8 protein-coding genes are annotated in these 13,931 nt (G+C 72.8%); 2 read left to right on the forward strand and 6 right to left on the reverse strand.

From position 1 onward, the window contains the following. Nucleotides 1–62 precede the first annotated feature (62 nt). The gene (locus tag ACFYW9_RS21550; RefSeq protein WP_351861133.1) at nt 63–1,541 is read right to left on the reverse strand and encodes a sugar transferase; all 1,479 of its coding nucleotides are present in this window, start codon (nt 1,539–1,541) and stop codon (nt 63–65) included. A 611-nt stretch (nt 1,542–2,152) separates the two neighbouring features. Next, on the reverse strand, nt 2,153–2,323 hold the full coding sequence (locus ACFYW9_RS21555; protein ID WP_389152584.1) for a hypothetical protein: 171 nt from the start codon (nt 2,321–2,323) through the stop codon (nt 2,153–2,155). A 127-nt stretch (nt 2,324–2,450) separates the two neighbouring features. Between ACFYW9_RS21555 and ACFYW9_RS21560 the strand changes: the two genes are divergently transcribed. After that, nucleotides 2,451–5,954 carry an NB-ARC domain-containing protein gene (locus ACFYW9_RS21560; protein ID WP_389152587.1) on the forward strand — a complete coding sequence of 1,168 codons (3,504 nt, stop codon included), beginning with the start codon at nt 2,451–2,453 and terminating at the stop codon, nt 5,952–5,954. 130 nt (nt 5,955–6,084) lie between these two features. On the opposite strand, the gene ACFYW9_RS21565 is transcribed toward ACFYW9_RS21560, so the two are convergent. Continuing rightward, nucleotides 6,085–7,335 (reverse strand): magnesium and cobalt transport protein CorA, encoded by a 1,251-nt coding sequence (locus ACFYW9_RS21565; RefSeq protein WP_389152590.1) that lies wholly within the window; start codon nt 7,333–7,335, stop codon nt 6,085–6,087. Nucleotides 7,336–7,527: 192 nt separating this feature from the next. Between ACFYW9_RS21565 and ACFYW9_RS21570 the strand changes: the two genes are divergently transcribed. Continuing rightward, a complete protein-coding gene (locus tag ACFYW9_RS21570; protein ID WP_389152593.1) occupies nt 7,528–8,634 on the forward strand; it encodes a winged helix DNA-binding domain-containing protein in 1,107 nt (368 codons plus the stop codon). A gap of 160 nt (nt 8,635–8,794) precedes the next feature. On the opposite strand, the gene ACFYW9_RS21575 is transcribed toward ACFYW9_RS21570, so the two are convergent. The 3 genes from ACFYW9_RS21575 to ACFYW9_RS21585 all read right to left on the reverse strand — a co-directional run bounded on the left by ACFYW9_RS21575 (nt 8,795) and on the right by ACFYW9_RS21585 (nt 13,862). Beyond that, a complete protein-coding gene (locus ACFYW9_RS21575) occupies nt 8,795–9,586 on the reverse strand; it encodes a S1 family peptidase (protein ID WP_389152596.1) in 792 nt (263 codons plus the stop codon). 422 nt (nt 9,587–10,008) lie between these two features. After that, nucleotides 10,009–12,858: an ATP-binding protein gene (locus ACFYW9_RS21580; RefSeq protein WP_389152599.1), complete on the reverse strand. Its 2,850-nt coding sequence runs from the start codon at nt 12,856–12,858 to the stop codon at nt 10,009–10,011. A gap of 152 nt (nt 12,859–13,010) precedes the next feature. After that, on the reverse strand, nt 13,011–13,862 hold the full coding sequence (locus tag ACFYW9_RS21585) for a response regulator transcription factor (RefSeq protein WP_389152603.1): 852 nt from the start codon (nt 13,860–13,862) through the stop codon (nt 13,011–13,013). Nucleotides 13,863–13,931 lie beyond the last annotated feature (69 nt).

Genomic DNA, 13,931 nt, shown 5'->3' on the forward strand with positions numbered 1-13,931 from the left:
CCCCCCGGGCAGGCCCTTGCGGCCTGCCGTAAACGCGCCTGCCCGACGACGTCCTGCGCGCATCAGTAGGCCCCCTGCCCGTAGAGCACCGCACGCAGCGTCTTCCACAAGATCACTGTGTCCAGGGCGAGCGACCAGTCCTCCACGTACCGCAGGTCCAGCCGCACCGCCTCCTCCCACGACAGGTCGCTGCGTCCGCTGATCTGCCACAGGCCGGTGAGTCCCGGCTTGACCAGCAGCCGCCGCCGGATGTCCGGGCCGTACGCGGCGGACTCCTCCGGTAACGGAGGCCGCGGACCGACGAGTGACATCGATCCGGTCAGCACGTTGAAAAGCTGCGGGAGCTCGTCGATCGAGTACCGGCGCAGCACCGCCCCCACCCGGGTCACCCGCGGGTCCCGGCGGACCTTGAACAACAGGCCGGCGCCCTCGTCGAGGCCGGCCAGCTCCGCACGTGCCTTGTGGGCCCCGGAGACCATGGTGCGGAACTTGAGAATCGTGAACTCGCGGCCGTTCTTGCCGACCCGGCGCTGGCGGTAGAACGCCCCGCCCCGGCTGTCGAGGAGCACGAGCAGCCCGACGAACACCATCAGCGGCGCGAACAGCACCAGCAGGACGGCGGCGCCCAGCCGGTCGACGACCACCTTGACCGCGCGGCGGCCGCCGGTGAAGGCCGGCATGCTGACCCGCAGCAGCGGGATCCCGAGCACCGCGTCGACGTGCAGCCGCGGACCGGCCACCTCCATCAGCACGGGGGCCACGACCATCTCGGCGTCGCTGCCCTCCAGGTTCCAGGCCAGCCGTTGCAGCCGGTCCGGCGACCAGTGCGGGTCCGGGGTGACCGCGACGACGCGGTAGCCGTCGCGGTGCACGTGGTTCGCGACGTCCGTCAGCCGCCCGACGACCGGCACGCCGTCCAACTCGTCACCGTCGAGCCCGTGTCCGTCGGTCGTGCACACCGCCTCCACCCGCCAGCCGAGGTGCGGGAACTTGCGGGTCCGGGTGACCAGGTCGCGCAGGGTCGCCGGGCTCCCGGCGGCGAGCACCGGTCGCAGACACCGTCCTTCCTTGCGCTGCTTGTGCAGCCACAGGCGCAGCAGATAGCGCACGGTCATGGTGACGAGCGCGATCGCGGGGATCGCGACGAAGATCCAGAGTTTGATGTTGCGCGAGGTGAGCGCGATCCCGCCGAGCGCCAGGACGACGGTCGCCGCGAACAGCGAGCGCCCGAGCCGGCGGAACTCCTCGGCGCCCTGGCCGAGCACGGCCGGAGCCCACGCCCGGCCCACCGCCAGTGCCCCCAGCACCAGCAGTTCGGTGCCGAACGCGAGGATGCCCCACTTCTCGTGCCAGTTGGCCGCGTCCCGGGCCCCGAAGAAGTTGCCGATCGCCGCCACCACGAAGGCGGTGGCGACCATGTCGCTGGTGATCACGGTACGGCGGTACCGCTGCTCCCAGTCGGTCGCAGGCTGATCGATCGCCCCGTTCGTCAGACGCTCGCGCGCAGACGGAAACGGGCGTACTAGTCCCCCTTGCCGCACAGAACCCCCCAGGTTCCAGTGGTTCGACGTGTTCGCCTAACACTGTTCCTCGCTCCGGGAGGCACCCCCGCCTCCCGCGCCGCGCCGCGCTGTTCCTCCCCCCGGGAGGCCCCCGCCTCCCGCGCCGCGCTGTTCGTCCCCCCGGGAGGCACCGCCTCCCGTCCTGCGAACTCCCGCTGTTTCAGGGCTGTTTGAGCAACTCGCCCTGAAGACAGCGGACTTGCACTCCTGTCGGACTTCCGAGGTGTCCCGGAACCCGTCGGGACCCCGGGTGTCCCCGCACCCGAACCCCTTCAGGACCCCAAGAACCGACCACCCCCAAGTCCCGCGTCGAGGAGGCCAATGCTGGCATTCCTGGCGCCGGACCTATAGATCATTATTGGTCGCGTCGTGTCCGAACAGCTGAAGCACGGTCAATCTAGACCATCAGGGCCGTTATGAAGAGGGGGATGTGTGGAATTTGTGCCCAAGATTTGGGGCCGGATCCGCCGACGGATGTCCGGCTACGGGCGCTTTGGTGTCATCGCGCCGCTCTGGGCGGCTCGTCCGGCACGCGGGTTCGGCATGTGCGGGACACCGACCTGTGAGTCTCAACAGGCCTTCTGTAGCGCTTAGTTAGACGAAACCGATGGCCAACGGGCTTTCGTTCCGGCCGCGTTCGCCCGGAGCCGGTCGCGCCGCTTGAGGATGACGTACGGGCTCGTGCGGACGACCGCCGTCAGGACGATCGCGAAGGGGTACCCGAACACCCGGTGCGGCTCGGGCAGGTGACTGAAACTCATGCCGTAGATCGTCCCGGCGGTGCGCATTCGATTCTCCCCACGCGCTCCCGGCATCGTGGTGCGCGCTTTCCGGCGGAGTGGTGAAGGACTGGCACCGGTCCGGTGCCGGAGGGAATCATCAGGTCCCATGGGATCACGGGGACGCTGGGGGACACGCGCCGTCATCGCCGTATGCGTGGCGGCCGCGGTGTGGCTGCTGGTGACGGCGGTACGTGACGGCTGGGGTGTCGCCGACCCGGTGGCGAGTGTCCTCGGCTCGGCGGCGGGACTGGTCGCCCTGGTGGTCTCCTTGCGGGCGGTCCCCGGCGCGCCGTCGGCCGCGGCCGGTCGTCCGGCGCCTCCCGAGGTGCCGGAGTGGTGGGTGAACAGAGACGAGGCGGCCGTCGTCATCAAGGCCGTCCGTAGGCGCACCGGACGCCGGGGGAGCGACGCTCCGGTGGCGATCGCGGCCGGGTTGCACGGCGCCGGCGGGTTCGGCAAGACCAGTCTGGCGAGATACGTGGCCGCCCAGCGTTCGGTGCAGCGCCGGTTCCCGGGCGGCGTCCACCTGATCACCATGGGCCGGGAGGTGCGCGGCCGTGCGGCCATCGCCGCGAAGGTCGCGGAGGAAACCCGCCTGATCACCGGCGACACCACCGAGAGCGGTTCGGACCCCGAGCGCGCCGGAGCCCGTCTCGGCACGCTCCTCGCCGGGCGGCCGCGCACCCTGCTGATCATCGACGACGTCTGGGAGCGAGAGCAGCTCACCCCTTTCCTGCGGGGTGCCGAGAGGTCCTGTGTCCGGTTGGTGACCACGCGCAGGGCCGATGTGCTCCCGGCCGCCGCGGTGCGGATCGAGGTCGACCGCATGACGGTGGAGCAGGCCCGGCTCCTGCTCACCCACCGTCTCCCCGCCCCGCCGCGGCGCGAGGTGGTGGAGGAACTGGTCGAGGCGACGGGACGATGGGCGCTGCTGCTGGGCATCGCGAACAAGTTCCTCGTCGACCAGACGGCCACGGGAGCCGATCCCACCGCCGCGGCCAGGACGCTCCTGCGGCGGCTGCGCGCCGACGGTCCCGCCGTCCAGGACCCCGACGGCACCCTCGACCTCAACGATCCCGACCAGCGCAACACCGCCGTACGGGCCAGCATCCGCGCCGCCTCGACGCTCCTTCCGCACGAGCGGGCCGAGCAGCGCTTCAACGAACTCGGGGTGTTCGCCGAGGACGAGAGCGTGCCCGTCGACCTGGTGGCGACGCTGTGGCACGCCACCGGCAACCTCGACGAGACCGCCACCCGCGCCCTGTGCAAGCAGATGGCCGACCTGTCGCTGCTCGGCATCGGGACCACCGTGGCCGGCGGAGCCGTCACCGTCCACGACGTCGTCCGCGACTACCTGCGCGGGGAACTGGGGCCCGCGGGGCTGAACACCGCGAACGCCGCTCTGCTCGACGCCGTCGAGGCTTCCCTGCCCGCGGTCGAGGACGGGGCGGCGCCGTGGTGGCGGGTCACGGACGGCTACCTGCTGGACCATCTCGTCGAGCACTTCCTCGACGCCGGCCGTTCCGCACAGGCACTCACCCTCGCGGGGGATTTCCGGTGGGTCCGCGCGCGCCTGCATCAGCGTGGCCCCACCGCCCCCTGGCGTGATCTCGACCGTCTGGGAGCTCCGGCCCAGCCCCTCGCCCGCCAACTGGCCCAAGCCGCACACCTGCTCACCCCCACCACCCCGCCCCACGCCCTCGACACGGTCCTGCGCAGCCGCGTCACCGGCGCCCCGCGATGGCCCGCCCGCCCCCTCCCCGCCGGCACTCCCGCCCTCATCGACCGCTGGCCTCCTCCGGACCTGCCCGACCCCGCCCTGATGCGTACCCTGACCGGCCACCGCGGGCCGGTGCACGCGGTGGCGTACAGCCCGGACGGTGCCCGCGTCGCCACGAGCAGCCGCGACACGACGGTACGGATATGGAGTTCCGCCACGGGGGAGGCCCTTCACACTCTGACCGGCCACGACGGGCCGGTACGCGCCGTGGCCTTCAGTCCCGACGGCCGCTCGCTGGCCACCGGCGGCCGTGACGCGACCGTACGGATCTGGGACGCGGCCACCGGCCGGGCGGTGCGTACCGTGAGGGGACACGAAGGGCCGGTCCTCGTCGTGACGTTCAGCCCGGACGGCTCGCTCCTGGCCACCGGCGGCAGCGACATGACGGTGCGGATCTGGGATCCGGCGACCGGTGAGTCGCTGCACACGGCGACCGGTCACGGGGGCCTGGTGTCCGCGATGGCGTTCAGCCCGGACGGCTCGCTCCTGGCCAGCGGCGGTGCGGACGCGACCGCACGGATCTGGGACGTCGCGCCCCTGGGCCCTGACCGCGGGCCGGGAGCCGGGCCTGTCACCGGTGTCCGGGCGCCGCGCGTGCTGACCGGACACCGCGGGCCGGTGCGCGCACTGGCGTTCACCCCCGACGGTTCCCGTGTGCTGACCTGCAGCAACGACCGCACGCTGCGGATCTGGGAGCCCGGTGGAGAGGAGGCCGTCCACGATCTGTCCGGTGTGGTGCGGGCGGCGGGCTTCAGCCCGGACGGCTCCCGCCTCGCCACCGGCAGCAATATCGCCGTGGTGCGGATCTGGGACACCGGCACCGGCCGGGCGGTGCACACCCTGACCGGGCATCGCGGGGCCGTGCTCGGTGTGGCGTTCGGCCCGGACGGCGCTCGCCTCGTCAGCGGCGGAAACGATCGCATCGCCCTGGCGTGGGACCCGACGCCCAGTGGCACACCGGTACCGCTGACCGGCCGCACCGACCGGTTGCACGTGGTCGCCGCCGGTCCGGACGGTTCCTGCGTCGCCACCAGCAACCGCGACACCGCCGTGCCGATCTGGGACCCCGTCACCGGCGAGATCACCCGCACCCTGCGCGGACACCACGGCGCGGTGCTGGCGGTGGCGTTCAGTCCGGACGGCACCCGTCTGGCGACCAGCAGCAGCGACAAGACACTGCGGGTGTGGGACATGGCCACCGGTGAGACGGTACGTACCCTGCGGGGACGCACCGACCAGCTCCACGCGATGGCCTTCAGCCCGGACGGCTCGCTTCTGGCCACCGGCAGCAGCGATACGACGGTACGGATCTGGGACCCGTCCACCGGCGCCATGGTGCGCCTGCTGAACCGTCACCGCGGACCGGTGCGCGCGGTGGCCTTCAGCCCCGACGGCACGCTCCTGGCCACCGCCAGCCACGACACGACGGTGCGGATCTGGGACCCGTCCACCGGCGACGTGGTCCGCACCCTGACCGGCCACACCGACCAGCTCCACGCGGTGGCCTTCAGCCCGGACGGCTCGCTTCTGGCCACCGGCAGCAGCGATACGACGGTGCGGATCTGGGATCCGTCCACCGGCGCCGTGGTGCGCCTGCTGAACCGTCACCGCGGACCGGTGCGCGCGGTGGCCTTCAGCCCCGACGGCTCCTGCCTCGCCACCGCCGGCGCGGATGAGACCGTACGGATCCACGCCCCCTCGAACGGCGAGGTCCTGACCATGATGCGCACCGACAGCGGCGTGTGGTCGTGCTCCTGGTCCCCGGACGGCCGGGCGTTGTTCGCGGGGACGACGGCGGGGTTGTTCGCCTTCGAGTACGTGGCTCCCTGACGCGGTGAGAGCCCGGTGATCTGTTCGCGCGGCCATGACGAGGCCCGCGCCCTGGAAGGCATCCTGTCCGCGGTCGGGAGGCTCATCGACGGTCAGGAACGCTCCGCCTGATCGCGCGCCGCGGAAGGACTCAGAGCCAGTCCTTCCGTTTGAAGATGACGTACAGACTGGTACAGACGACCGCCATCAGGATGATCGCGAAGGGGTACCCGAACACCCAGTGCAGCTCCGGCATATGGTCGAAGTTCATGCCGTAGATCGTCCCGACCAGCGTCGGGGCGAACAGGATCGCCGCCCAGGACGAGATCTTCTTGATCTCCTCGTTCTGTTCGAAGCCCGCCTCCGCCAACGCCCGCATCTCGGCGTTCTGTTGCTGGGTGACGAGGGTCGCGTTGACGGTGAGGATGTCGGTGAGGGCCTGGCGGAATCCGTCGACCCGCTCGCTGGTGTGCGTGACGTGGTCGGCGACGTCGCGCAGGTAGCGCTGGAGCTCCTCGTCCGTGCGGTACTTGGCGAAGCCGGCCATCAGGCTGTGCAGCATGCCGACGAGCGGGCGGGTGGCACGCTGGAACTCGACCATCTCGCGGGAGAGTTCGTAGATGCGGCGGGACACCGCGGGGTCGCCGCGGAAGACCTCGGTCTCGATCTCGTCGATGTCGTTCTGGACGCCGAAGACCACCGGGACGTAACCGTCGACGACGGAGTCGAGGATCGCGTAGAGGACGGCCTCGGGGCCGAGCCTCAGCAGTTCCGGGCTGCCCTCCATGCGCCTGCGCACCGCCGAGAGGTCCGGTGCCGCGCCGTGCCGGACGGTGATCACGAAGTCCGGCCCCACGAACACGTGCAGCTCGCCGAAGTCGACCTCCTCGGCCGCGTCCAGATAGCGGGCGGCGCTCAGGACGACGAAGAGCGTCTCCCCGTACCGTTCCAGCTTCGGACGCTGGTGCGCCTCCATCGCGTCCTCGACGGCCAGCGGATGCAGGTCGAACTCGGCCGCCAGCGAGTGGAGTTCGGCCGCCGTCGGACGGGCCAGGCCGATCCACGCCATGCCGTCCGACTGCTCGCGCAGTTCACGGAAGGTCTCCGCCAGCGACCCGGGCGTCGACACCCGTACCCCGTCGCGGTACAACGCGGACTGGACGACGCTGACGACCTCGGCGGGCTCCGGCGCGGGGGGTGCTTCGTGCGGTGCCGCGGGCCGCGGTGGCGGAGCGGAAGGCGGAGTCAGGGCCCGCCGCCAGAGGGGCTTCCGTGCGGCCTTCGCGCCCTTTTGTCCCCCGGGGCCCTCGGAGTCCCCGGGCCCCTTCGCCTCCGTGGAGCCGTCCGTGTCCCCGGTGCCCCGCCGGTTCTCCGAGGCCGGGCGGGCGCGTCGCTCGGACATCGCGGCTGCCTCCAGGGTCGAACGTACGTCTACGCGATCTCCGAGCAGGATATACGGGGCAAACGGTCCGCGGGCCGTCGTCCGGACGGGACCGGGTGAGTCCTGCCGGACGCACCGGGTGCGAGGTGCCGGGCGGGACCGGGCGGGAGTCGCGGACAGAAGGTGTCCGCGAGTGGCGTTAGCGTGCCGGTCATGACGAAGACGACCGCGACGGCCCCCGTGCTCGGCACCCGCGCCCTCAACCGCGCGACCCTCGACCGTCAGCTCCTGCTGCGCCGCACCCCGATGTCCGCGACGGCCGCCGTCGGGCACCTCCTCGGCCTTCAGGCGCAGAACACGAAGCCCCCGTACTACGCCCTCGCGGCCCGCCTGGACGGCTTTCGGCCCGGGGACCTGTCGGCGGCCATGGACGCACGCGAGGTCGTCCGGATCGTCACCATGCGCTCCACCATCCACACGCACACCGCCGACGCCGCCCTCACCCTGCGCCCGCTGGTGCAGGCCGCCCGCGACCGGGAGCTGGTCCACTTCCGCGAGGGGCTGGCCGGCGTCGACCTGGACCGGCTCGCAGCGATCAGCCGTGAGCTGGTGGAGGCCGAACCGCGCACCATGAAGCAGCTCCGGGAGGCGCTGCTCGCCCAGTGGCCGGACGCCGACCCGTTCGCCCTCTCCATCGCGGCCCGCTGCACCCTGCCCCTCGTCCAGGTCACCCCGCGCGGTCTGTGGGGCCGCAGCGGCCAGGTCGCCCTCACCACCGCCGAGCACTGGCTGGGCCGTCCCGCCGAACCCGCACCCGCGCCCGACGCGACCGTGCTGCGCTATCTCGCCGCCTTCGGCCCCGCCTCGGTCAAGGACATGCAGACCTGGGCCGGCCTGACCCGGCTCCGTGAGGTCTTCGAGCGGCTCCGGCCCGGTCTGACGGTGTTCCGCGACGAGAACGGAGCGGAACTCTTCGACCTGCCCGACGCGCCCCGGCCCGGCCCGGACACCCCCGCGCCGCCCCGCTTCCTGCCCGAGTTCGACAATCTGCTGCTGTCCCACGCCGACCGCTCCCGCGTCGTCCCCGCGGACCTCAAGGGGCGTACCTGGCGGGGCAATCAGGCGTACCGCACCCTGCTCGTCGACGGTTTCGTGTCCGGCCTGTGGAAGCTGGAGGAGGGAGCGCTGGTCGTCGAACCCTTCGGCCGGCTCACCGGGGCGCAGCGGGACGAGGTCACCGCGGAGGGGGAGCGGATGCTCACCGTGATGCACGGCGGCGAGGGGTACGACATCCGGTTCGGCACGGTCGCGCTGCCGTGAGATGCCGGCGGACGGGGCGCGTCGCGGGGAAGCCGTCCGCCGGCAGGCAGAGGGACGTGCGGAGCACGTGCTCTTGGATGAGGGGCGTTGCGGACCGCTCGTGGAGGCTCGCAACGCCCCTCGGCTTTTACCTGAGGGGTACTCAGGAGATCATCGTCTCCTACGAGTTGACCTGTTCGGTCACCAGGCTGGAGAACGTCGTCAGGCGGGTGTAGACCCCCGGGAAGCCGGGCTCGGCGCAGCCCTCGCCCCAGGAGGTGATGCCGGCCAGCACCCCGCCGATGAGCAGCGGCCCGCCGCTGTCGCCCTGGCAGGTGTCCACGCCGCCGGCGGCGTAGCCGGCGCAGACCATGTCGGAGGCCACGAAGGTGGAGCCGTACGAGGCGGCGCAACTGGAGTCGGACACGGTCGGGACGGTGGCGGTGCGGAGCTGGTTGGAGGAGGCGCCGTTCTCCGACGTGGTGCCCCAGCCGACGATGCGGGCCGTGGTACCGGCCGCGTACAGGCCGGTGTCCGAGCCGGAGACGTACCGTGCCGGGGTGTACGGCATCGACGTGGACAGGGTCAGCACGGCCACGTCGTCGCCGTCGGTGGCGTCCGTGTAGTCGGGGTTGATCCAGATGTCGCTGACCCTGCTGACGGTGCCGTCCGTGCCGTTGAGGAACGTCCTCCCGCCCACCACCCGGACGCTGTCGGTGGTCTCGCCCGCCATGCAGTGGGCGGCGGTCACGACCTTGTCGGCGGCGACGAGGGTGCCGCCGCAGAACTGGTTCTGCCGGGCGTCGGTGATCTGCATCATGAACGGGTACGCGGTCGTCGTGGTCGTCGTGCCGCCGACGATGGGCTGGGGAACGGCTGCGGCGGACGGGGCGCCGAGCAGCGTGGTCGCGGCGGCTGCGGCGGTCGCCGCACACAGGGCGGCGCTCTTCTTGACGCGGTTGAGCCCGAACATCGGTCTCCTTGAAAGTTGCCGGTGGGGGGACGCGCGGGTGTGTGTGGGGGAGTCACGACGCCTCTGGATGGGGTGTCGTAGGGCCCGAGCGAGCGGCACTCCCACACGCTAGGGGGTGTGACCGCTCTCTCCCAATGAGGGAACCCCCTAGTGGAGACGGGGGAGGGAAAACCCTTGCACGGCACGGGCCGTGTTTGACGGGGGCGCCGTCCGGTTGGTCCCGACCCGGGGGCCTCGCCCGTCCGGCGCACGTTCACCCGAAGGAGTCACCCAGCAGCCATACCGTCCTGGCCCGGAGCTCTACCGGTGTCGGCCGGAGCGTCACCGTTCCGGCCCGCAGTCTCACCGGTCCGGCGGCTCCCCGCGCGGTCCCCGTCACCGTTTCGGCCCGCACCGCTCCAGGGCCGTCGGCCGGGGGAGCGTCAGTCGGGCCTGCGTTCCGCCGCCAGCCGCACGATGTCGACCCGCGACCGTATCCCCAGCTTCCGGTACACCCGGGTGAGCGTGGCCTCCACGGTCTTGACGCTGATGAACAGGCGCCCGGCGATCTCGCGGTTGGTGGCGCCCTCCATGACCAGGGCGGCGACCTGGCGCTCGGTGGCCGCGAGGGTGTCGAGGGCGGCGGGGGCGAGGGGCGGCGCGGCCGGGGGATGCGCGGTCGCCGTCTCGACCTGCCGGAGCCAGGGCAGCGCACGGCACCGGCGGAACAGCCGGGCCGCCTCGTCGTAGGAGGTGGGTCCCGGCCCGGGCGTCCCCCCTGCCCGAGCGGATCCGGCAGCGTGGGGGAAGGTACGCAGCCCGGCGAGGGCGTAGGCGGCGCGGGCCTCCTCCAGGCCGTAGCCCAGCTTGCCGAGGCGGTCCTGGGCGGAGGCCAACTGGCGTTCCGCGGGCCCCTGTTCGCCGCGTGCGGCCCGTACCAGCGCCTCGGCGCGGTCGAGCACGGCGAGCACGCTCTCGCGTTCCAGCCGCAGCGCGCGCCTGCGGGTCACGTCGATGACGTCCTGCGCCTCCGCCGTCTCGCCGATCCTGACCAGGGCCTCGGCCAGGTCCCCGTGCCAGCGGCCCCGGGCGGGGTCGATGACACCGAGACTCTCCTCCAGCTCGCGGACCCGGCGCAGGGAGTGGACCGCGGCCGACGCGTCCCCGGCGACGAGCTGGGCGTGCCCGAGGGCGCCCAGGGCGCGCGAGAGGTAGACCAGGTCGCCGTCCTCCTCGGCGCGGTCCACGGCCTCGTGGGCGAGCGAGAGCGCCCGGTCCACGTCACCGCCGGCCGCCTCGGCGAGCGAGGTGAACATGGCCGTGGCGGCCTCGCCGATGCCGGTGTCGCGGGCCAGCCGAAGGCTCTCCCGGGCCAGGTCGAGAGCGCGGCCGCAGTGACCGGAGCGCAGTTCGGTCTCGGCGAGGCCGCGCAGGAAGTGCAGTTCGCTCTCGACCATGCCGCGCCGCTGCACCTCGCGCAGCAGCGCGGTGATGGCCGTACGGGCCTCGGCGAGCCGGTCGCCCATGATGAGCCAGCGGAAGCGGGCGGCTCCGGCCCCGTTGTGGTCGCAGGCGACCCGCGGGTCCTGCGGCTCGCGCATCGCCCGCTGGATGGTCGAGGGCGCCTCCGGGTGCCCCATCAGGGTCTCCATCTGCGCCTGGAAGCCGAGCGCGAGGAGTTCGGTGCGCCGGTCCCCGGCGCGCGCCGCGAGCCGCGCGGCCCGGGCGGCCTCCTCACGGGCCTTGGTCATCTCGCCGTCCATCAACAGGGCCCGCCAGGCGAGCTGGTAGCGGACGAGGGCGACCAGGCCGGGGTCGTCGCCCGCGTCGGCGAGCGCCTGGGGGAAGACGGCGTCGATCTCGGCCATGGCCTGTCCGGCGGAGTCGACGACGACCATCCAGGCCCGGACCCGTTCGGCGGGGGCGGTGGCTCGTGACAGCACCTGGCGGGCGATGTCCCGGGCGAGGTCCGTCTCCCCGGCGGTCAGCGCGTCCTCGGCCGCCTGGAGGCGCCGTTCGTCCGGGCCCGGCCGGGCGTCGGCCGGTGTGTGCCGGGCGGCGAGCAGTCCGAGCCCGACGGCGACGGAGGGGGCGCCGCGGTCACGGGCGGCGGCCGCGGCCTCGCCGAGCCGGGCGGCGACCGCGGGGTCCGTGCCGGTGGTGGCCAGCGCGAGGTGGCGGGCCCGCTCGATGGGATCGGAGGCCGCGCGGGACAGGGCGGAGTGTGCCGCGCGCCGCTCCTGCGCGTCGGCCTCCGCGTACAGGGCGGCGGAGACCAGGGGGTGCGCGAAACGGATGCCCGGTGTCTCGCGTTCGGTGGCGAGAAGCCCCAGGGCGGCTGCCGAGGCCGTCTCCGCCTCCGCGTTCTCCCGGCCCGCGGCATGCAGCAGGGCCAGCGTCGGACGGGCTCCCGCGCTCACCACCAGCAGGGTGCGGCGGGCCTCGGCGGACAGCATGTCCAGGCGGCTGAGGACGAGCGCGCGCAGTGACGTCGGTACGGGGAGCGGCTCGCCGGGACTCGGCCGGGTCGGGGACTCGGCGAGGGCGCGGCCCAGCTCCAGCGCGAAGAGGGGGTTGCCGCCGCTGGTGCGGTGGATGTCGCGCACGGTGGAGCGGGGCAGACCGGTGTAGCCGCGCTGTCCGAGGAGTTCGGCCACCTGGGCGCGGGCCAGCGGGGCGACCCGCAGGGCCAGGGTCTCCGGGACAGACGCGCGTAGAAAGCGGTCGTGGTCCTGCGCCTGCGGCTCGGTCTCCGTACGGACGGCGCACAGCATGCGGACCGGTGTGCCGCCCAGCCGGCGGGCGGCGAAGCCGAGGAGTTCGGCGCTGGCCGGGTCGAGCCACTGGAGGTCGTCGGCGACGATCAGCACCGGCCCCCGCGCGGCCAGGGCGCGGAACGCCGACAGCACCGCGAGCCGCAGTGCCAGGCCGTCGCGCTGGAGGGTGGACTCACCACGGCCGGTGAGCGCCGACTCCAGGGCGGTGCGCTGCGGGGCGGGCAGCCGGTCGGCTATCTCGTCGACGACCAGACCGAGGAGGTCGGCCAGCGCGAGGAAGGGGAGATGGGATTCGGACTCGGTGGCCGAGCAACGCAAGACGGTCCGTGCCGATTCGGCGTATTCGGCGGCCAGTGCCCGCAGGACGGTCGATTTTCCTATTCCCGCCGGCCCGTGCACGAGGACACTGCCACCGCCGGAGAGCTGCTCCCGTGCCACCGCGAGGAGTTCGTCCCGGCCGATGACCAGGTCGGGGCGCGGTCTGGCAGGTTCCCTGAAGTCCCCTCGCACGGTCACCGCTCCCCTCGTGTGTCGTGTCTTGGCCAATATTAGGCAACGTCTCTTTGAATTTCGGACGGTCCGGGTGGTGAGGGAAATAACAAGATGGCTCGCATACGTCATTTCACGGACCGGGCGATTGAATGGAGGGTGCCGAAGCGGGCGGCGCGCTAAGGCAGCACCCCGGCCCGGCGCGCGGCGACGACCGCCTCCAGACGAGTGTGTGCGCCGAGCCTGCGCATCGCCGAACGCAGGTACCCCTTCACGGTCTCCGGACGGAGCCCGAGCCGTTCGGCGGTGGCCGCGTTGGTCGCCCCCGCCGCGACACAGGCGAGGACGTCCACCTCGCGCGGAGACAGTCCGACATCGCGCGGTACCCCCGCGGACGGAGCCGCCGCGTCGGCCAGCCGGCCGCACACGGAGAGCAGCTCGGCCCGCAGCCGCGGGTCGGCGATCCGCGGCGCCAGCGCCCGCAGCGTCCCGTGCGCCTCGCGCACCTCCTCCCAGGCCGCGTCCTTCGTCGCTTCCGTCGCCGGGCCGGGCTCGCGGACGACGTCCAGCAGATCGCGTGCCGCGTCCCGGACGACCAGGGCCTGCTCCACGTCCCGGGCCGCGGCGACAGCCGCTTCCAGCGTCCGGTCACCCAGAGGCTGGGCCGTCCTCAGAGCGCCGTACAGCACACCGCGCACCCGGCGCCGTACGACCACGGGAACCGCGAGGACGGAACACAGCCCCTCCGTCGCCACCGCCCTGTCGTACTCGTGGCTGATCTGCCGCGAGGCCGGATAGTCGCTCACCGCGCAGGGCCGGGCGAGGGCCACCGCCTTGCCGCCCAGGCCGTTGCCCGAGGAGACCGCGAGCGCGCTCAGCGCGGGCGTCGCCGTACCGCTCAGTTCGCTGATGCGCACCAGCCGCCCGCCGGAGTCGGCCAGGCCGCCGAAGGCCACCGGCAGCCCGGTGGCACGGCGCAGCCGCACCAGCGCGGCGCGCACTTCCACCGACTCGGCCGTGTCTGCTGCCACCTGCTCTCCCCTTCGTCGCGGCCTACCCCCGTTCGGGGGTGGTGAGACCTGCATCACGGAATACACGAT

This window comes from Streptomyces sp. NPDC002698 (assembly GCF_042888945.1).
Taxonomy (GTDB): Bacteria; Actinomycetota; Actinomycetes; order Streptomycetales; family Streptomycetaceae; genus Streptomyces.